This window comes from Myroides marinus (genome assembly GCF_900109075.1).
GTDB lineage: Bacteria > Bacteroidota > Bacteroidia > Flavobacteriales > Flavobacteriaceae > Flavobacterium > Flavobacterium marinum_A.
This window is the reverse complement of sequence record NZ_FNYS01000001.1, coordinates 329,423-349,402: the sequence shown is the minus strand read 5'-3', so window position 1 is coordinate 349,402 and position 19,980 is coordinate 329,423. Positions and strand designations below refer to the sequence as shown.

Sequence of the window (19,980 nt, the reverse complement as noted above, 5' to 3'; positions counted from 1 at the left end):
CCATAAAAACTAAAACATTAAATATGAAAAAATTAGTAATGTTCTTCCTATTAGTAGGAGGAAGTGTGTTCGCACAATCAAAAGAGACTCGTCAAGTGAGTGACTTTAGTACAATTAAATCTTCTCAAAGTATAGAAGTAAACTTTACTTATGGAGGAACTAAGAGTGTAGTAGTAGAAGTAGAGAAGTCTGAGCATATGAAAGATGTGAAGACAGAAGTGTCTGGAGGTCAGTTGAGAATTTATATTGATCAAGAAAAGAAAAAAAACTGGGGCTTTAATTCTAATGATTTCGGTAAAGTAAAAGTGACTGTTAGTAACCCAACACTAGAGGGGGTTGCACTATCGTCATCTTCTAAGTTTAACCTTTTAAACAAGGCAAAAGCGAAGTCTTTTGATGTTAAGGTAAGTAGTTCTGCTAGATATAATGGGGAATTAGTACAAGCAGATAACCTTTCTTTGGAGGCAAGTTCTTCTGCTAGTATCGATGGAAAGTTTGAAGTTATGAATAATGCTTCTTTAAGTGCAAGTTCTTCTGCTAAAGTAGAGGCTTCTCTAAAAGCAAAGAGCGCTTCATTAGGAGTAAGTAGTTCAGCAAGAATTAATGTGTCAGGTAGTGCTACTACAGCTGATGCGTCTGCATCAAGTAGTGGAAGTATAAAAGGAAGTGATTTTACAGTTAAGACTTTAGATGGTAAGGCTAGTTCATCTGGTTCTATGTTGTTTAATGTGACTGATGAGGTATCTGGAAGAGCTAGTTCTTCAGGTAAAGTTACGTATACAGGTGGAGCTAAAATTATTAGTTCTAATACATCATCATCTGGAAAAGTAAGTAAAGTAGATTAATAAAAAATAATATTGGATTCCAATGATCGGTAATTGGTTTAAGTTATACTTAGCGAATTTTGGAAAGAATAAATTCTTTTCTCTTTTAAATATATTCGGATTATCTGTAGGGATAACAGCTATGCTATTGGCTATTCTTTACTGGAAGTATGAGAAAAGCTATGATCAATGGAATCCATATAAAAATAGAATTTATGAAGTCTATCGCGATTATAATGGAACACCTATGCCTTGGGTATCTGCTCCATTTGCGAAACAGTTAGATAAATTAAATGACATAATTGAAGAATATAATTTTAGTTATAACAATGATTGGAAACAAGCGAGTGTAGAGATTGATAATAAAAAGGAATTTCTATATGATATAAAGGCAACTCAAGCTTCTTTTTTTAGATTTTTTCCATATAAAGCTATTTATGGAAAAGCTGAAGATTATGAGGAGAATTGGGAAGATGCTATTGCTTTGGAGTTGGGACAATCTGAACGATTGTTTGGCAAAGAAGTTAACCCAATAGGAAAAGGAATTACTTTAAGCAGTGGAAAAACGTACTACGTTCGATTCGTCTATCAAATACAAGGGAACTCTTCTTTTGCTCCTAAAGGAATTGCTTCTTTAGAGGCAGAACAAATGATAGCTGAGAATGTAGATAGCAATTGGTCTGATGCTAATTATACTTTACTGATTAAATTTAAGTCAGGCGTTGTATTAAAAGATGTGCAGAGCAAGATCATAAGAGAAATGTATGATCCATTAATTATACGAGCAGCTAAAGAGGAGGGAGTAAGTAAAGAGCAATATGTAAAAGAAAATATAAGTAGTTCAGAACTGCTGTTTTTTGTTTTAGATGGTGCTCATTTAAATCCTGATTCAACAGTTTTGGGTGCTGGCCCTACAGCATCTAAGGTACTTTATATGTTAGTTGGAGCTGCGGTTTTATTATTGATATTGTCTATTCTTAATACAGTTAATCTGTCTTTAGTAAATGGGTTTAATAGAGCTAAGGAAGTAGGAATACGTAAAACATTAGGAAGTACGAGAAGTCAGTTAGTATGTCAGTACATTTTTGAATCAGCTATAACGGTTGGGATTAGTATGATCTTAGCAATGGTATTAGTTGAGTTAGTATTGCCTTATTTTAATGTGTTAGTTAATAGGAGTATTTATTTTGATCTATTGTTAACTCTGCCCTTATTACTCTTGATTCTGTTGATCTTAATATTGGCTTCTGGAATCTTACCAGCGTTATTTATTTCTTCTTTTGATACTCTGAAAGTGCTGAAAGGAAACTTTATGAGAAGTAGATCGGGTGTGGTTATTCGAAATACTCTGTTAGTAATTCAGTTCTTTATAGCTTTCTTTTTTCTAACAGTGACTATAGTTGTAAATCAACAGATCAACTATATGTTGGATCAAGACTTAGGTTTTAAAGGAGAACAAGTCATTAATATAGACTTCGCTATTGATAATGTAGAAAATAGAGATGTACTTTTTAAGAAAGTAGTTAATGACTTTAAGAAAGTAAAAGGAGTTATAGCTGTATCTGAACACTCTTTATTGTTTGGGCCTGGCTTTAATAGTAGTTCTAGCAACCATATCGGAGATGTTTCTATTAGGAGTGAAAATCTTATTATTGATACAGGTTTTAAAGATGTATTTGATATTGAAATTAAAGAAGGACGTTTTTTTGACTCTCGTATAAATAGTGAAGGAACGGGTAGTGTATTAGTTAATGAGTCTTATGCTAGAACATTTAATTTTAAAGAGAGTATTGTTGGAAAAGAGGTTAATTGGAACAATCGATATTTCAAAATTATAGGAGTTGTAAAGGATATGAAGAACCTTGGTTTTTCTACAGAAGTATTGCCTTGTACTTATTTTACGACAGATGGAGCAAGTTGGTTGCACAATTTGTTGAGAACAGTATCTGTGAAGATTGATCCTACAGATGTTCAAGGAACATTAGAAAGAATAGAACAGTTCTGGAAAAAACGAGTTGATAGCACTTATCCTATTAAGTACAATTTTGCTAATAAAGACTTTGAGAATAGCTATAGGGAGACGTTGAATCAGCGTACATTATTAACGATATTAACGATTGTTTCCGTCTTTATCGCCTTATTTGGGTTGATTGCCGTAGTAGCATTTAGTATTCAGAATAGATTAAAAGAAATCGCGATACGCAAGGTGTTAGGTGCAGATACAAGAGTATTGATTTATGGGCTAACTAGAACGTATTTTGTGTATTGTATGTTAGGGTTTGCCATATCCGTATACCCTGTTGTTTATTTAATGAAAGTATGGTTAGCTGGTTTTGCATACCACATAGAATTAAGTTGGTTAGCATTTTTATTAGCAGGAAGTTTGTTGACTTTGTTTTCATTAGTTCTCGTAGTGTTTAAAGCTTGGAAAGCTACACGTATTGATGTTTTAAAATATATTAAGTATGAGTAAGAGTTGGTGTTTATTATTGGGTGTATTGCTTAGTACAGTTTGTTTTTCGCAAGAGAAATGGACGTTGGACGATTGTGTGGATAAAGGGAAAGAAAATAGTTTAAGACTAATGGTGTCTGCTTTACAAACGCAAGTTGCTGAACGTCAAAAACAGAGTGTAGCATCTTACTATTTGCCAGATGTAACGTTTAATGGAGGTCAGAGTTATAACTTCGGTTCTGCTATTGATCCTACTACAAACAGTCGCGTTAGTTCAAATATTCAATCTACTAGAGCATCTTTAGACGCAGGAATAACACTTTTTGATTATGGTAATTTTATTCAACATAAAAGAGATTTGCTGAATGTTGATTATGCGCGATTAGATGAAGCTGAAGTGTTGTTTCAATATCAGATGTCTATTCTAGAGCTGTTTTACGAAATTATCGGCTCTCAGTCTTTGTTGGAAATTCAGAAGCAGCAATTAGTAAATAGTATGGCAAATCTTGACCGTGTACAGAAAGAGGTTGAGGCTGGTGCTAAACCTAAAAGTGACTTCTATGATATAGAGTATATTTATCACAGTGAAACGATTAGTATACAGCAGACTGAGAATAGTCTGTACAATCAGAAGTTAAAGTTACTTCATCTGTTGAATGTGGATACTGTTGAAGCTACTGACTTAAGTCTGGTACAAAAGGAGGAATCTATTGCACAATTGACAGCTTATGAGTTTAATCCTACAGTGGAACGAAACCGTGTGAAGCAACGACTTTTAGAGCAAGATAGAAAGCTGATAAAGTCGAAAAACTTACCTCGATTAGTAGGGAATTATCAGTATGGATCTTTCTTCTCAAAACCGTTTAATAGTGATGTAGAAGTACGCAGTAACCCCTTCTCTAAGCAAATGGGAGATAATAAGAGTCAGTATGTTAGTTTTGGGTTGAGTATACCTGTTTTTCAAGGAGGAAATGTACGTAGACAGTTACGTGTAAAGAATGAGGAAATACGGTTGAATACCTTGAAAATAAAGGAAAGTGAAGTAAACTTATCTAATCAAGTAAAGGAGCTAGAACAAGAGATTGTACAGCTAGATAATATTGCTAAACAACTGCATAGAAGTATTGAATTGTCAGAGAAATCCTTCAGTACAACACAAGCAAAATACGAAAATGGGAAGGTAGATATCTTCTCTTTTAACGCTGCAAAAAATCAATTATTGAATTCACAATTTGCTCTAATAAAGAACGCTTATAACCGCTCTTTCATGGGGGATAAAATGAGATTATATAATACAAATTCACTATAGATATTGGTTATCAGGGTATTTGTATTTAGAATATATTAACTTTAAAATTTCAAATTTTACTACTATATTTGCGATAGTCAGAATTTATATTAAATTGTTGAAAACTAATCGCATATAATGAAATTAGATAGAAAAGAAATCCTTAAGGCATTAGAGACTATTACTCTAGCTGGAGAAGGAAAAAACATGGTAGAGAGTGGAGCAGTCAGTAATGTAATGACGTTCGGAGATGAAGTAGTGGTAGATTTAGTGTTAAACACTCCAGCTTTACACATTAAGAAAAGAGCAGAAGTTGACGTGATGAAAGTAATTCACGATCAAGTATATGACAAAGCAAAAGTAAAAGTAAATATAAAAGTAGAAGCTCCAGAAAAACCTGAGATTAAAGGAAAAGCTATCCCTGGTATTAAAAATATCGTAGCTGTTTCTTCAGGAAAAGGAGGAGTAGGTAAATCTACTGTTACAGCTAACTTAGCTGCTAGTTTAGCTAATATGGGGTTCAAAGTAGGTGTTTTAGACGCTGATATCTATGGACCTTCTATGCCAATTATGTTTGACGTAGAGAGTGCTAAACCTATCTCTGTAGAAGTAGATGGACGTTCTAAAATGAAGCCAGTTTCTTCTTATGGAGTAGAAATTCTTTCTATTGGATTCTTTACTAAAGGAGACCAAGCAATTATCTGGAGAGGACCTATGGCTGCCAAAGCATTAAATCAAATGATCTTTGATGCAGACTGGGGAGAACTAGATTTCTTATTATTAGACTTACCTCCTGGTACAGGAGATATTCACCTTTCTATTATGCAGTCTTTACCGATTACAGGTGCAGTAGTAGTATCTACTCCACAAGCTGTAGCTTTAGCTGACGCTAAGAAAGGAGTATCTATGTTTATGTCAGAGAGTATCAATGTGCCAGTATTAGGTATTGTTGAGAATATGGCATACTTCACACCAGAAGAATTACCAAATAATAAATATTACATTTTTGGAGAGAATGGAGCTAGAAATTTAGCTGCAGACCTTAATGTACCTTTCTTAGGAGAAGTGCCTATCGTACAGAGTATTCGTGAAGCAGGTGACTATGGTCGTCCAGCTGCGTTACAAAACGATACTATCATCGCTAAAGTGTTTGAAGACTTAAGTAGAAATGTGGTAGAGCAAGTTGTATTGCGTAATGAATCATTGCCAGCAACTGAGGCTATTAAAATTACAACAATGGCAGGATGTTCTTCTGTTAAGAAAAACTAAGATTATAATTTATAGGAAAATATATGGCATCACAAACTATACAACAGAATGTAGAAAAGGCGTTAGATGAGATTCGCCCATTCTTACAATCAGATGGAGGAGATATTACTCTTATCGAGATTGTAGATGATAAGCACGTAAAAGTTCGTTTAGAAGGAGCTTGTACTGCTTGTAGCGTTAATCAAATGACGCTAAGTGCTGGAGTTGAGACTACTATTAAAAAGTATGCTCCAGAGATCGAAACTGTAGTTAATGTGGGATAAAAATACATAGTCAGTAATGTGTAATTAAGTGCAATCATGGTACTTATTACATATTATTGACTTTTATCATTTTTAATAAAAATCGCAAAGTATAGCTTTGCACTAAATTAAACTACATCATGATTGAGACCGATATAATAATTATTGGAGCGGGCCCTACTGGTCTGTTCGCTGTATTCGAAGCAGGATTATTAAAACTAAAATGTCATCTAATAGACGGACTTCCTCAACCAGGAGGTCAGCTAACAGAGTTATACCCTAAGAAACCTATTTTTGATATCCCTGGATATCCAAGTGTAGGAGCTGCAGAGTTAATAGACAACCTAATGGAACAAATCAAACAGTTCCAACCTGGTTTTACATTAAATGAAGTAGCTGAGACTGTGGAAAAACTTGAAGATGGTACTTTTATAGTTACAACTAATAAGGGGACAAAACATCATGGTAAGGCAGTAGCTATAGCTGGTGGATTAGGTTCATTCGAACCGCGTAAACCAGAGTTAGAGAATCTTGCATTTTATGAGGATAAAGGAGTTGAATACTTCGTTAAGAAACCAGAAATGTTTGCTGGGAAAAAGATTGTTATCGCTGGTGGTGGTGACTCTGCTTTAGACTGGAGTATTTTCTTAGCTGATGTTGCTGCAGAAGTGCATTTAGTTCACAGACGTAATGAGTTCAGAGGAGCTCTAGATTCAGTAGAAAAAGTACAAGCTTTAAAAAATCAAGGTAAGATTAATATGCTAACTCCTGGTGAGATAGTTGAATTAAAAGGATCTGATAAATTAGAGTCTGTAGTGGTGGACATCGAAGGTGAGAAACGAGAAATAGCTTGTGATTACTTCATTCCACTATTTGGATTAACTCCTAAATTAGGACCTATTGCTGATTGGGGATTAGAGATAGAGAAGAATGCTATTAAAGTAAATAATGCATTAGACTATCAAACTAATATTCCTGGTATTTATGCAATCGGGGACGTGAATACTTATCCAGGTAAACTTAAATTAATCTTGTGTGGATTCCACGAGGCTACTTTAATGTGTCAGAGTGTTTATAACATGCTTAACCCAGGTAAGAAATTTGTATTAAAATATACTACTGTTTCAGGAATTAACGGATTCGATGGAACACGTAAAGAAGCTGAAAAAGCAGTAGTAAAATCAATTGACTAAAATGGCAGAAGATATCAAAATTACTATTATAGATAGAGACGGAGTTTCTCATGAAGTTGACGCTCCTACTGATATGCAAATGAATGTAATGGAAGTAGTACGTGCTTACGAATTAGCTCCTGAAGGTACTATAGGTATCTGTGGAGGTATGGCTATGTGTGCTTCTTGTCAGTGCTATGTAATAAATGGTGATGAGGTAGAATTGCCAGAAATGAATCCAGATGAAGAGGCTATGTTGTCTGAAGCATTTAATGTGAAAGATAATAGTCGTCTAGGATGCCAGTTACACATAGAGCCTTCAATGGAAGGATTAGTAGTGGAATTAGCACCAGAATCATAACAAATATCCTTTATTATAAGAAAAGGGCTGTATCACATCGATACAGCCCTTTTTTGTTAGGTATAGTGTATAAAAAAAGGCTGTCTCAATGAAACAGCCTTCTGTATATTAAAATGTAGATTAAGCTTGATCTACATTGTCAACTTCTTTTTTTCCACCTTTACTTTTAACTAGTTTTAAAATTACTGGTAATGTAGTAACTAAAACTAAGAATAGAATGATGTACTCAATATAGTGTTTTAAGTCAATACCATAATCATTCAATAACCATACTTGTAAGTAGTGTCCAGCGAAGATTAAAGTAGTTGCCCATAAGAATGAACTAATCACATTGTACAACATAAATTTCTTAATATCCATGTGTACAATACCTGCAATAATAGGAGCAAATGTTCTCACTACTGGTAAGAAACGAGCGAAGATAATAGCTCTTCCTCCATGTCTTTCAAAGAATACTTTTGATTCGTATAAATACTTCTTCTTATAGATAAAGTTGTCCTTGACGTTGTAGAGGTAATTACCACTCTTCTTACCAAACCAATAACCAAAACTATTACCCAATATACCAGATAAGGCTACTAACGTGGCTAGTAATGCAACATTAAGAAAATCACTTTCGATAGGAAGTACTTCTTCCATTAATGCTGTACTGTAGATACCTGAAAGGAATAACAAGCTGTCTCCTGGTAAAAAGAAACCTGCAAATAAACCTGTTTCAGCAAATACAATAAATAAAACTACATATATACCAATAGAGTGTCCTGCAATCTGTAGATTTATATAGAATTCAGGGTTAATAAGTTGTGAAATTGTAAATTCGTCCATTATGTTTTATTTCTGTAACCTAACTTATTTGGCTAGGTTGTTCATGTTTTGTTTCAAATTTGTCAATTGCAGCAGTTGATAAAGCGTTACCTAACACGTTAGTCATACTTCTTCCCATATCACAGAAGTGATCAATAGGCAAGATGAATGCAATACCTTCTGGTGGAATATTAAACATCGCACAAGTAGCTACAATAACGATTAGCGAAGCACGTGGTACACCAGCTACTCCTTTACTCGTTACCATAAGTACTAGTAACATCAATATCTGATCTGCTATACTCATGTGAACATCGTAAATCTGAGCAATGAAGATAGATGCAAATGTCAAATACATCATACTTCCGTCAAGATTAAACGAGTAACCCAAAGGTAAGGTAAATGAAACGATTTTAGGAGAACAACCATACGCTTTTAACTGTTCTACAAGTTTTGGGAAAACTGCCTCACTACTTGTTGTCGAAAATGCAATTAATAGAGGTTCTTTTATAGCTTTTAATAATCTCCATACGTCTTTTCCGATAATTAAATAACCAACGAAGATTAGTACTACCCATAATAATGCTAAACCTGAAGCGAATGCAACTAAATATTTAGCATAAGTAAGGAAAATACTTAATCCGTATTTAGCAACAGCACCTGCGATAGCACCTAGTACACCTAGTGGAGCAGTCCACATGATATATGTTACCATTTTTAAAACTACCTCAGAGATTCTATCAAATAATTTGATAATAGATTTTCCTTTTTTTCCTAGTGTTGATAGGGCAATACCAAAGAATACTGAGAAAACAACGATTTGTAGTACTTCATTATGAGCAAAAGCTTCGAATATACTCTTAGGAATCATGTGCTCGATAAAGGTCTCTAATGAAAGTGAATTAGTCTTAGTAAGTAAGTCACTTGCGGAATCAGCCGAAATATCTTTAGAATCATTTAGACCTGTTCCAACACCTGGTTTAAACCAGTTTACTAATAGTAAACCAATCGTAAGAGAAACTAATGAAGCTGAAAGGAACCAACCCATTGCTTTAGCTCCAACACGTCCTACCATACTCATATCTCCCATCTTAGCGATACCTACCACAAGTGTACAGAATACTAAAGGAGCAATGATCATCTGCACAAGACGGATGAATATAGTACCTAATAATTTAATGTTACTTGAAAAAGATTCAGCATAATCATGGAAGTTATAATGAACAATACTTCCTGCTACTACACCTATTACTAGCGCAATAATAATAGCGATGAATAGTTTGTTGTTTTTCATATTAAAATAATTTGTGCGTGAAAATACCTATTTTTTTTTCAATAATGGAGTTCTTAATGAAAAAATAACGCACTTAGAGTTAGTTAGTATGAATAATTGATTGAATCCGTGCTTTTATAGCCTTTTTTTGATAATATTTATGAATATTTGGCTACTGACTTATTATACCTAAATAATATATGTAGAAGATGTTGGATAAAAATGTTCTTTATGTAATAAAAGGCCTTCATAATAATAGAATTACTTATCTTTCGGACGAAATCAAAAGAAAAGCCTATTTTTACGCTTTTATAAAACTCTAACAATGAAAAAAATATTCTTATTTGCTTTAAGCTTAGCGAGTTTATCTGCTTTTTCACAAGAAGTAATGACTAAAGAGCTTCTGTGGAAATTAGGAAGAGTAAGTCCTATTGGAGTTACTAAAGATGGTAAGAACCTAATCTTTAAAGTTAGCCATGCTAATATGGCTGAAGATAAGTTTGACTCTAAGACTTATCAGATTCCTGTAACTGGTGGTAATCCAGTAGAGATTAAGGAATATAAACACTTATTAAGTGATAAAAATATTTCTCCTGATGGAAAAACTATCTTATCACACGAAGCAGTTAAGATTAATAAAGTACTAGGTAAAGATATTTATCCTACTATGGAGAAATCTGATGCTTATGTATATGACGGATTAGATTACAGACACTGGGATACTTGGAATGATGGAACGCATAACCACGTATTCTTTGCTAACACAGATAATAAAGAGTCAAAAGTAGACATCATGGGTAACGAACCTTATGATGCTCCACAGAAACCTTTCGGAGGAGACGAAGATTATATCTGGACTCCTGACGGTAAAGGTATTGTTTACGTTTCTAAGAAGAAGTTCGGTACAGAGTACGCGACAAGTACCAATACGGATTTATACTTATACGACTTAGCTTCTAAACAAACTAAGAACTTAACAGAAGAAAATAAAGGTTACGATACACACCCTACTTATTCTCCAGAAGGACACCTTACTTGGTTACAAATGAAACGTGACGGGTATGAGGCTGATAAGAATGATATCATCGTAGATTACCACGGTATTAAGATGAATCTTACTGCTGGATGGGATGGTACTGTAGATAGTTACAGATGGAGTAAAGATGGTAAGAAGATTTACTTTATCGCTGCAGTAGGTGGTACTGTACAGTTATTCGAAGTTAACTTCCCAGGAAGAACTCGTATTGCTATTACTGTTAGACAGATCACTGATGGTAACTTTGACGTGAATAGTATTGTTGATGTTACTGGTGATACAGCTATCGTAACTCGTACAGATTTTAACCATGCTTCAGAAGTATATGCTTACAATATGTCTAAGAAGACATGGAACCAAATCACTAAAGTAAACAATGATGTTTACTCTAAACTTGCTTTAAGTAAGAGTGAAAAGAGAATTGTGAAGACAGTAGATGGTAAAGATATGGTTACTTGGGTAGTATATCCACCTAATTTTGATCCTAACAAAAAGTATCCAACATTACTTTATGCTCAAGGAGGACCACAGTCAGCATTATCTCAATTTTATTCTTTCCGTTGGAATTTCCAATTAATGGCAGCAGAAGGATATATCGTAGTAGCTCCTAACCGTAGAGGTATGCCAGGTCATGGTGTAGAGTGGAACGAAGCAATCTCTAAAGATTGGGCAGGTAAACCAATGCAAGATTATTTAGCTGCTATCGATGACGTAGCTAAAGAGAAGTATGTAGACAAAGAAAGATTAGGAGCAGTAGGAGCTAGCTACGGAGGATATTCAGTATTCTACTTAGCAGGTATCCACGAGAACCGTTTCAAATCATTCATTTCTCACTGTGGAGTATTTGACTTAGTGAGTATGTATGGTACTACAGAAGAGGTGTTCTTCCCTAACTTTGATACAGGAGGAGCATACTGGGAAAAAGACAATAAAGATGCTCAAAACGCTATCAAAAACTTTAACCCAATCAACAACGTTGATAAATGGAATACTCCAATCTTAGTAATCCAAGGAGGTAAAGACTACCGTGTGCCAATCGGACAAGGGCAAGAAGCTTTCCAAGCTGCTCAGTTAAGAGGTATCAAAAGTAGATTCTTATACTTACCAGACGAAAACCACTGGGTAGTAAGACCACAAAATGCTCAAGTATGGCAAGGTGAATTCTTCCGTTGGTTGAAAGAGACTTTATAGTATTTAAATAATATATATGTAGACAGTGCATTCTTGAGATAGGATGCACTGTTTTTTTATGGTGTTTAGTTCTAGATAGATTTATTGCTGTATCTATTTATTGAATGTATAATTTGGGATAAGATTGTTATGTGAGAATAGTATGAGTAGTGTACCAGCATTGTGACTCCATTAAAACCTGTTGTTTTAATGGAGTCACTATGCACACACTATGGAGTCAGTATGGACTCATACCTATCAAAATCAGTATAAGAATGCTCTTGTGTTGGTATAATTATAAAAATACTAGTATTTAATAGTGTATTGATGACAAAAGAAAACACTACGGCAATCACCACTTATTAAGTAGTTTAAAGAGGGAGTAACTAGTGTTTCGAAGAGGAGTGAAGTTAGTAAAACTAATTTTAATATATGAATAAGGGACTGTTTAAATCACTTTTTTTATCTTTACGATTCTAACAATCTAACAATTATGTATAAAAACCAATTAAAAGCATGGGTTTTAGCCTTAATGCTATCAGCCGGATATTCTGTAACTACGTTTGCTCAGGATAATTTAGTTAACTCATTAAAGCTTAATGCTAGTGCTAAGAGTAAAGAGTTATTTACATTCACAGATGTAGTTAACATCGAGAATACTTCTATTAAAAATCAAGGTTCATCAGGAACATGTTGGTCATACTCAGCTAACTCATTTATAGAGTCTGAGATGATGAGAATGGGAAAACGTCCTGTAGAAATCTCTCAAATATTTTCTGCACGTAATGCTTACATCGAGAAAGGTAAAATGTATGTGAAGATGCATGGAGCTGTTACTTTAGGTGACGGAGGAGCATTTCACGATGTAATGAATATGTATAAAAAATACGGTGCTGTGCCTCAATCTGTTTATTCAGGTTTGAACTATGGTACTGCTAATAATAAATTTGCAGAGATGGCTGCTATCCAAGAAGGAATCTTGAAAGCAGTAGTATCTAATCCTAACAAAAAATTGACTCCTAACTGGGAAAAAGCTTATACAGCTGCGATTGATGCTTATTTAGGAGAAGCTCCTAAAGAGTTCACTTGGGAAGGAAAGAAGTATACTCCTCAGAGTTTTGCTAAAGAGGTAGTAGGGATTAATGCAGATGAGTATCTAGAGATCGGTTCTGACTTAAACTACCCAATGTATGAGAAGTTTGTTCTATTAGTACCAGACAACTGGGCTTTTGATCAAGTGTACAATGTACAGATGAATGAATTAACAGAGATTATTGACAATGCTGTTAATAATGGATTTACTGTTGCATGGGCAGGTGATGTAAGTGAGAAATACTTTAGCTGGAAAAATGGTGTAGCATTTGTACCGGAGAAAGATTGGGAAGATATGTCTTCTGAAGAGAAAGATGAAATGTTCAATGGGCCAAAACCTGAGCGTAAGGTAACTCCTGAGATGCGTCAAGAAGCTTTTGATAATTATACTACTACTGATGACCATGGTATGCATATCGTAGGTATCTCTAAAGATCAAAAAGGTCGTGAGTACTATATCATCAAAAACTCTTGGGGAACTACGAATGACTATAAAGGGTATATGTATATGAGTAAAGAATACGTGAAGTATAAAACTACTGATATCATGGTACACAAAGATGGTTTACCAAAAGGTATTGCTAAGAAATTAAAAATGTAAAAAGAAAATAAATAATTGCTATGGAAAAATTTGCTGGAGGTTTAGAGAATATGATAAGTAATATTATGGGAGCCCTACCTAAGATAGGTGTAGGGGTTCTGATATTAATTATCGGAGGTTTTATAGTTAAAGCCTTTTTAAGAGGGTTGCGTCATCGCTTCGAAAAACGTGAAATGGAGAAGTCTCTTATGGGATTCTTATTGAGTATTATTCAAGCGATATTGTATATCTTATTATTATTGACTGCTGCGTCAACTATGGGAATACAGACATCGTCTTTCTTAGCGATGTTTGCATCTGCAGGTTTAGCGATTGGTTTAGCACTTCAGGGGAGTTTATCTAACTTCGCAGGAGGAGTATTGATCTTATTGTTTAAACCGTTTAAGGTAGGTGAGTATATCTCTAATACTAGTGGTGTAGAAGGAACAGTAGAAAAGATTGATTTACTATATACAACAATAACAGGAGCTACTGGGTTAAAGATCTATTGTCCTAATGGACCATTAGCGAACTCTGTTATTACAAATTATACAGATATCACTTCGCGTAGATATGATTTCGTTGTAGGGATTTCGTATGATGCTAATATTAAGACTGCACAGGACGTGATCTTAGCAGCGTTAGCTAAGTTTGATTTAGTAAAACAAGATCCTAAACCTATAATATTTGTAAATAGTTTAGCAGATAGTTCTGTTAATCTAAATGTACGTGTATGGATGGATAGAGCTAATTATTGGGATTCTGTATTTGTGATACAGCAGATCGTTAAGAATGCCTTGGATGAAGCTAATATTGAGATTCCATTTCCGCAAAGAGATGTACATGTTATCTCAGATAAACATATAAGAGATTAATAAATTACTTTAACTCCTTTCAATTTGAAAGGAGTTTTTTTTGCTATAATTTGTAGCTGTTGTTTTATTTATGTTGATACAAAATTGCTATATATTTGATAAAAAGAATAAGATGAAAGCAAATCATATTTATGTTTATTTATTTGATGGATATTCAGATTGGGAACTAGGATATCTGATGCCTGAGTTAAGAGAGGATAGTAGATATAAGATATTAACTGTCTCGGATACAGGAACTGATGTAGTGTCTAAGGGAGGCTTAAAGGTGAGTGTAGATATCAGTTTAGAAGATTTAGAGATAGATAATATTAGGTTATTTGTCATTCCTGGAGGACAGATGTGGGAGGAGAATCAGAATGACTTTAGCAATCTGGATAGAGTAGTCTATGGAGCATATACTCATAAATTACCTATAGCGGCTATATGTGGAGCTACGGTATATCTAGCACATAGAGGAATGCTAGATCAGGTCAAACATACTAGTAATGCTTTGTTTTATCTGAAAGGATTGGTTTCTACGTATGGAGGAGAAGTTAACTATAGTAATGAACTTGCAGTGTCTGATGTTAATATTATAACAGCATCAGGAATAGCACCATTAGAGTTCACTAAAGAGATTATGAAGGAATTAGAGTTTAACTCTGAGTATGTAGAGAGATGGTATCAATTGTTTAAATATGGAATTTTTCCTACAACTCAATAATATTGTTGTAAAAAGAACGTTTATAAGTAAATCGCTGCTCTAGCTTAGTTAGAACTTTGATTTAGTTAGTACAGCATAAGTTGTTGTTAGAGGCTTATGTCTGAGAATTTATTCAAAAAAGTGTTAGAAAAAGAAAATCCACCTGTAAGGTGGATTTTTTTTTATGATGTGAGATAGATATTTCTATTCTATTACGTAGTCTTTATACTCATCAGCTATCTTATCAAATAGAGCTAATAGCTCGATAGGATCATCTGTAGTAACTAACTGTAAACGGTGTGGTTTGAAACCATGAATTCCTTTAAAGTAGTTTGTATAGTGACGTCTCATCTCTACGATACCTAATCGCTCTCCTTTCCACTCCATAGACCAGATAAGGTGATTCTTAGCTGCATCTAATCTATCTTTAATAGTCGGAGGAGGTAATATTTCTCCAGTATTAAAGAAGTGCTTAATCTCATCGAATATCCAAGGATAACCGATAGCTGCACGTCCAATCATCATACCGTCTAACCCAAAAGTCTCTTTGTACTCTAATGCCTTTTGAGGACTGTCTATATCTCCATTACCAAAGATAGGGATTTGAATACGTGGATTGTTCTTAATGCGCTCTATATGTGTCCAGTCTGAGTGGCCTTTATACATCTGTGCTCTAGTACGTGCGTGTATGGTTAGTGCCTGTACACCTACATCCTGTAGTCTCTCTGCTACTTCGTCTATGTTGATAGAATCTTCATCCCATCCTAGACGTGTCTTTACAGTCACAGGTAGGTGTGTACTGTTAACTACAGCTTTAGTTAGACGTATCATTAAGTCAATATCTTTTAATACACCTGCACCTGCACCTTTAGAAACTACTTTCTTAACAGGACAACCGAAGTTAATATCTACTAAGTCTGGCTGTACAGTCTCTACGATTCTAGCTGACTGTGCCATAGCCTCTTCGTCACCTCCGAATATCTGAATACCCACAGGGCGTTCATAGTCAAAGATGTCTAGTTTCATCTTACTTTTCATCGCATCTCTGATTAATCCCTCAGAAGAGATGAACTCAGAGTACATTAAGTCAGCCCCATGTTTTTTGCACAGACGGCGAAAAGGTGGGTCACTCACGTCTTCCATTGGAGCTAAAAGTAATGGATGATCAGGAAGTTCTATATTGCCTATTTTAATCATATTCGTTCAAGAAATTTGTTGCAAAAGTACAATTTTTTTGGATTTTAGATTTTTAGTTTAGTTAATGTTATCTATAAATGGTATAAGTGAAGGTTAAGCAAGAGGTACACATTTAGTTATTTCGTATCTTTATATTCTAAATCACACCACTATTATGAGATTAGCTACTTTCGATTTTACTCCTTTTGAAATCAAATTTTCATTTCATCGATTGATTAATGCGATGCATCTGTTTATAGATGATCCAGAGAAAAATGAGATGAAGAAAACTTATTTTAAAGATCTATTGGATCGAGTTAGTCAAGTACCTAGTCTGTTAGAACCTATAGTAGAACCAAAGATACTACATGATAACGCTGTATTAATTAATGAATTATTAGAAATACTCTTTCCGATAGCTCTGACAGATAATGAAATTAAAGCTGTAGGTATGCCTTTTCAGAATCTGATGTTTAATCACAGTAGAAGGTTTAAAAAAATAATAGAGGAGAGTGGGGGTAATTATAATATAGAGATTCGAGATTTTAATCAACATCAGTACTATATAGCTTGTTGTTGTATTATTATGAATCACTACTTTAAAGCTTCTTTTGACTTAACTAGACCTTTATTTATTGACTTACCTGATGAGAGAGGAATTATACATCACTATCGCGTTCTTTATAATGCAGACTTTGTGGAGGTAGTTCCTAAAGAGAATGCTGTGATGTTATCTAAGGAAGACATTGAATTGTTAGAAGACAATTTCGACAATTTTGAATTGTGGGTAGAGAAGTTTCCTCAGCACAGTTGGCAACTGAATGGTTTTGGTATTATTAATTTAGTAGATGTAACTATAGAGAATGCTCTATCATTACTTAAAGAGAATTTCTTAAAGTCAGAGCTTCAGTGTGTGCCTATCGGAGATATTATCGAACCTTTATTTAGCTCGATCTTTAAAGTGCCTAACCTACAGATTGGGTTTACTCCTTTAGTACCTGATATTATTGTACAAAAGGAGACTAATGAAATGATGGCTATGTCTAGTTTCTTATTAGATGAAGAAGAAGGAACTATTGTGTTGTCAAAGAAGGCATATAATACGATAGTAAACGAACATGGATATTATAGTATATCTGATGTCGACCTAGCTGTATTAAATGATGAAGATGCGCAGATGTGTCTTAACTTACAAGCTAAGGGAGTTAAGAGTTGTCTGTTTAGCCCTGTTGTTATCTCTAGTGGTGTAGAGGGAGTTTTAGAGATTATATCGACTGAAAAGCGTGTGCTAAATAGCGTAAATGCTCAGAAACTTAATGCATTGATGCCTATTATATCTGAAACATTTGAGCGAGTGAAGTCGGATATGCAAAATTATGTAGAGGCTATCATACAACGTGAGTTTACGACTATACATCCTAGTGTCTATTGGAAGTTTATAGAGGAGGCTAGACGTAATTATATCGAGAGTGTGGTAGATAAAGATTCTTTTATCAATCCTATTTCGTTTAAGAATGTGTATCCGTTGTATGGTGAGATAGATATTAAAGGATCAGGAGCGTTGCGTAATGAGGCTATTCTAAGTGATCTTAGAGAGCAGTTGCAGAAGCTTATTGCTATATTTAATAATTGTGCTTTAGCAGGAAATGCTTTGATATTAGAAAGACATATTCTGAAACTAGAGGCTTATTTACGACAGTTAGAAGCGAACTTTATAAGTGGATTAGAGCAAAGAATTCAAACGTATGTAACAAATGAGATACATACTTATTTAAACAAAGAAGAACACTTGTTCTGTAAAAACTCCTTAGAAGAATACTTTACTTATATAGATAGACAATTAGGTATCTATTATAGATATAGAAAAATATATGATACACAAGTAGGGAAGATGAATAAGAGCTTCTCTGACTTGTTAGATTATCGCCAAGAGGCTGCTCAGAAGGTGTTTCCACATTATTATGAGCGATTTAAGACGGATGGAGTAGAGCATAATCTGTATATAGGTAGTTCTATCTGTCCGACAATGTCCTTTGACTTTACTTATTTACATAATCTTCGCTTGTGGCAATTACAAGTGATGAGTGAACTGATGTGTGTACATTATCGCAATAATATACAGGATGCTTTGACGATGGACGTTACTGTATTAATTTTAGTATATGACTCCTCTCTAGGTATTCAGTTTAGAATGGATGAGAAACGATTTGATATAGATGGTTCTTATAATACTCGTTATGAGATTATTAAAAAGCGTCTAGATAAGGCGTGTATTAAAGGATCTACTGAGCGCATTGTACAACCTAAGAAGATTACAATAGCATTTGCGTCTAATTATCATCTAGAGGAGTATCTAGGTTATATAGAGTTTGGACAAAAGATAGGTTTACTAGACAGCCATCTAGAGCAGTTTTTGATAGAAGATATGCAGAGCGTATCAGGTCTAATAGGGATACGTATAGGTGTTAACCTTGACTACGATGTAGAAGACCTTGATTACGATACGTTAATGCATAGATATCTTAAAAGCCAATACCTCTAAATGCTAGTGTAAACGTGATTACAGATAACAATATTCCTAGAGTGAAGATCGCATAAGTAATACGCAAGAACTTATACTTCTTGTTTAGGACAATACCTAAGCTATAAAGATCCTTTGTTAAGGCATGATGTAGATAATCTTTATCCTTCATGATTTCTTTTAAAGCTTCTTCATATTCTTCAAAAGGCATTTGATGGAATGTTCCAAAGAATAATAGATTCACTTCTCTTTTCTCTACTTGAGCTTTAGTAAACTGACCAGAAGTTAGCTTAGGACGTGTTGACTGTATCGCAAAGATAATGGTGGCTACACTAAAGATTAGTAGTACAAATGTCGGTATAATCAAGTGAGCATTACCTGGACTGTCTAACTTAGGTATAAGTGTAGATAGACAGATAGAAATAATAATAGCATTAACAGATAATAGAATATTCGCTTTCCTATCTGCTATAGCACTTAATGATGTGTGATTTCTAAGAGTTGTTCTGAATAGCGTATCGATAGTTCTATTAGATTCTACCTTTTCTTTTTTCTTCTTGTTAGACTTTATTTTGTCTATGTTAGACAGTACGTCTAGTAGATTCTTTTGTTTGTTAGGTTGCCAGTGTTGTTGTGTGTAGGCTGTGTAGTAGCGATGTCTGTATAACATCACATCTCTATTCTGTTCTAACCACTCCAATTTAGTAAATGTTTTACAACACAGTTGTTCGATTTCTTTTTTAAGAAGGTTACTCGTCGCTACATAGTTGTCGTCTGAGAAGTGTGCAAAGTCAGCATCCTTAATAATGCATTCTAGGTCATTCTCAGGTGTATAGTCTAGCTTGGTAGCCCTGATTAGTTGCATTACAGTTAAGACGTCATCATGAGCTACACCATTCTCTAAAAGGTAAGTTTGTGCAATCTGTGCACCTCTTTCTTCATGACCTTCCCAAGAGTTGATGTAACCTACATCGTGAAACCATGCAGCATAACGCAATAAGTCAGCTTCATGTGAAGTAACTGTCTCATGTGTTAAAATTTCTTCTAAACCATTAACTACACGTAGAGTATGGTTAAAATTGTGGTACGTATATTGATGTGATAGTGTATCTTTGTGTATCTGAAAGATATGCTCTTCAATCTTTTGTAGAATAGTCATGTTC

General features: G+C 34.4%; 16 protein-coding genes. 12 read left to right on the top strand and 4 right to left on the bottom strand.

Annotated features, from left to right (window positions below):
* Positions 1-23: 23 nt before the first annotated feature.
* The 7 genes from BMX53_RS01605 to BMX53_RS01575 all read left to right on the top strand — a co-directional run bounded on the left by BMX53_RS01605 (position 24) and on the right by BMX53_RS01575 (position 7,608).
* Positions 24-845 (top strand): GIN domain-containing protein, encoded by an 822-nt coding sequence (locus tag BMX53_RS01605; RefSeq protein WP_074744316.1) that lies wholly within the window; start codon positions 24-26, stop codon positions 843-845.
* A 22-nt stretch (positions 846-867) separates the two neighbouring features.
* Positions 868-3,297: an ABC transporter permease gene (locus BMX53_RS01600; protein WP_074744314.1), complete on the top strand. Its 2,430-nt coding sequence runs from the start codon at positions 868-870 to the stop codon at positions 3,295-3,297.
* Positions 3,290-4,585, top strand: coding sequence for a TolC family protein (locus BMX53_RS01595; RefSeq protein ID WP_074744312.1), 1,296 nt, complete (start codon positions 3,290-3,292; stop codon positions 4,583-4,585). The genes BMX53_RS01600 and BMX53_RS01595 overlap by 8 nt, the downstream gene beginning before the upstream one ends.
* Before the next feature lie 117 nt (positions 4,586-4,702).
* The gene (locus BMX53_RS01590; RefSeq protein WP_038985017.1) at positions 4,703-5,833 is read left to right on the top strand and encodes an Mrp/NBP35 family ATP-binding protein; all 1,131 of its coding nucleotides are present in this window, start codon (positions 4,703-4,705) and stop codon (positions 5,831-5,833) included.
* Between the two features lie 23 nt (positions 5,834-5,856).
* Positions 5,857-6,096, top strand: a complete 240-nt coding sequence (locus BMX53_RS01585; protein ID WP_038985016.1) for a NifU family protein — start codon at positions 5,857-5,859, stop codon at positions 6,094-6,096.
* Positions 6,097-6,215: 119 nt separating this feature from the next.
* A complete protein-coding gene (locus tag BMX53_RS01580; protein ID WP_038985014.1) occupies positions 6,216-7,268 on the top strand; it encodes an NAD(P)/FAD-dependent oxidoreductase in 1,053 nt (350 codons plus the stop codon).
* Between the two features lies 1 nt (position 7,269).
* Positions 7,270-7,608, top strand: a complete 339-nt coding sequence (locus tag BMX53_RS01575) for a 2Fe-2S iron-sulfur cluster-binding family protein (protein WP_038985012.1) — start codon at positions 7,270-7,272, stop codon at positions 7,606-7,608.
* A 120-nt stretch (positions 7,609-7,728) separates the two neighbouring features.
* On the opposite strand, the gene BMX53_RS01570 is transcribed toward BMX53_RS01575, so the two are convergent.
* Together BMX53_RS01570 and BMX53_RS01565 are read right to left on the bottom strand one after the other, a co-directional pair.
* Entirely contained in the window at positions 7,729-8,433 is a 705-nt protein-coding gene (locus BMX53_RS01570) for a DedA family protein (protein ID WP_038985011.1), read from the bottom strand.
* Positions 8,434-8,452: 19 nt separating this feature from the next.
* Positions 8,453-9,706: a dicarboxylate/amino acid:cation symporter gene (locus BMX53_RS01565; protein WP_038985010.1), complete on the bottom strand. Its 1,254-nt coding sequence runs from the start codon at positions 9,704-9,706 to the stop codon at positions 8,453-8,455.
* Between the two features lie 304 nt (positions 9,707-10,010).
* On the opposite strand from BMX53_RS01565, the gene BMX53_RS01560 reads away from it, so the two are divergent.
* The 4 genes from BMX53_RS01560 to BMX53_RS01545 all read left to right on the top strand — a co-directional run bounded on the left by BMX53_RS01560 (position 10,011) and on the right by BMX53_RS01545 (position 15,141).
* The gene (locus BMX53_RS01560; RefSeq protein ID WP_074744310.1) at positions 10,011-11,912 is read left to right on the top strand and encodes a S9 family peptidase; all 1,902 of its coding nucleotides are present in this window, start codon (positions 10,011-10,013) and stop codon (positions 11,910-11,912) included.
* A gap of 472 nt (positions 11,913-12,384) precedes the next feature.
* The gene (locus BMX53_RS01555) at positions 12,385-13,584 is read left to right on the top strand and encodes a C1 family peptidase (protein ID WP_074744308.1); all 1,200 of its coding nucleotides are present in this window, start codon (positions 12,385-12,387) and stop codon (positions 13,582-13,584) included.
* 20 nt (positions 13,585-13,604) lie between these two features.
* Complete coding sequence (locus tag BMX53_RS01550) at positions 13,605-14,438, top strand: mechanosensitive ion channel family protein (RefSeq protein ID WP_038985007.1); 834 nt, start codon at positions 13,605-13,607, stop codon at positions 14,436-14,438.
* Between the two features lie 112 nt (positions 14,439-14,550).
* Positions 14,551-15,141: a type 1 glutamine amidotransferase family protein gene (locus tag BMX53_RS01545; protein ID WP_074744392.1), complete on the top strand. Its 591-nt coding sequence runs from the start codon at positions 14,551-14,553 to the stop codon at positions 15,139-15,141.
* Between the two features lie 183 nt (positions 15,142-15,324).
* Here the strand turns inward: BMX53_RS01545 and dusB are convergent, their stop codons facing one another.
* On the bottom strand, positions 15,325-16,317 hold the full coding sequence (gene dusB / locus BMX53_RS01540; protein ID WP_074744306.1) for a tRNA dihydrouridine synthase DusB: 993 nt from the start codon (positions 16,315-16,317) through the stop codon (positions 15,325-15,327).
* 154 nt (positions 16,318-16,471) lie between these two features.
* On the opposite strand from dusB, the gene BMX53_RS01535 reads away from it, so the two are divergent.
* The gene (locus BMX53_RS01535; RefSeq protein WP_074744304.1) at positions 16,472-18,838 is read left to right on the top strand and encodes a hypothetical protein; all 2,367 of its coding nucleotides are present in this window, start codon (positions 16,472-16,474) and stop codon (positions 18,836-18,838) included.
* On the opposite strand, the gene BMX53_RS01530 is transcribed toward BMX53_RS01535, so the two are convergent.
* On the bottom strand, positions 18,819-19,976 hold the full coding sequence (locus BMX53_RS01530) for a Pycsar system effector family protein (RefSeq protein WP_038985003.1): 1,158 nt from the start codon (positions 19,974-19,976) through the stop codon (positions 18,819-18,821). The genes BMX53_RS01535 and BMX53_RS01530 overlap by 20 nt on opposite strands.
* Positions 19,977-19,980: the final 4 nt, after the last annotated feature.

What these genes read in the sequence shown, in the direction of transcription:
- BMX53_RS01605 (WP_074744316.1), top strand. Translation starts at nt 24, where the DNA reads ATGAAAAAATTAGTAATGTTCTTCCTATTAGTAGGAGGAAGTGTGTTC.
- BMX53_RS01600 (WP_074744314.1), top strand. Translation starts at nt 868, where the DNA reads ATGATCGGTAATTGGTTTAAGTTATACTTAGCGAATTTTGGAAAGAAT.
- BMX53_RS01595 (WP_074744312.1), top strand. Translation starts at nt 3,290, where the DNA reads ATGAGTAAGAGTTGGTGTTTATTATTGGGTGTATTGCTTAGTACAGTT.
- BMX53_RS01590 (WP_038985017.1), top strand. Translation starts at nt 4,703, where the DNA reads ATGAAATTAGATAGAAAAGAAATCCTTAAGGCATTAGAGACTATTACT.
- BMX53_RS01585 (WP_038985016.1), top strand. Translation starts at nt 5,857, where the DNA reads ATGGCATCACAAACTATACAACAGAATGTAGAAAAGGCGTTAGATGAG.
- BMX53_RS01580 (WP_038985014.1), top strand. Translation starts at nt 6,216, where the DNA reads ATGATTGAGACCGATATAATAATTATTGGAGCGGGCCCTACTGGTCTG.
- BMX53_RS01575 (WP_038985012.1), top strand. Translation starts at nt 7,270, where the DNA reads ATGGCAGAAGATATCAAAATTACTATTATAGATAGAGACGGAGTTTCT.
- BMX53_RS01570 (WP_038985011.1), bottom strand. Translation starts at nt 8,433, where the DNA reads ATGGACGAATTTACAATTTCACAACTTATTAACCCTGAATTCTATATA.
- BMX53_RS01565 (WP_038985010.1), bottom strand. Translation starts at nt 9,706, where the DNA reads ATGAAAAACAACAAACTATTCATCGCTATTATTATTGCGCTAGTAATA.
- BMX53_RS01560 (WP_074744310.1), top strand. Translation starts at nt 10,011, where the DNA reads ATGAAAAAAATATTCTTATTTGCTTTAAGCTTAGCGAGTTTATCTGCT.
- BMX53_RS01555 (WP_074744308.1), top strand. Translation starts at nt 12,385, where the DNA reads ATGTATAAAAACCAATTAAAAGCATGGGTTTTAGCCTTAATGCTATCA.
- BMX53_RS01550 (WP_038985007.1), top strand. Translation starts at nt 13,605, where the DNA reads ATGGAAAAATTTGCTGGAGGTTTAGAGAATATGATAAGTAATATTATG.
- BMX53_RS01545 (WP_074744392.1), top strand. Translation starts at nt 14,551, where the DNA reads ATGAAAGCAAATCATATTTATGTTTATTTATTTGATGGATATTCAGAT.
- dusB (WP_074744306.1), bottom strand. Translation starts at nt 16,317, where the DNA reads ATGATTAAAATAGGCAATATAGAACTTCCTGATCATCCATTACTTTTA.
- BMX53_RS01535 (WP_074744304.1), top strand. Translation starts at nt 16,472, where the DNA reads ATGAGATTAGCTACTTTCGATTTTACTCCTTTTGAAATCAAATTTTCA.
- BMX53_RS01530 (WP_038985003.1), bottom strand. Translation starts at nt 19,976, where the DNA reads ATGACTATTCTACAAAAGATTGAAGAGCATATCTTTCAGATACACAAA.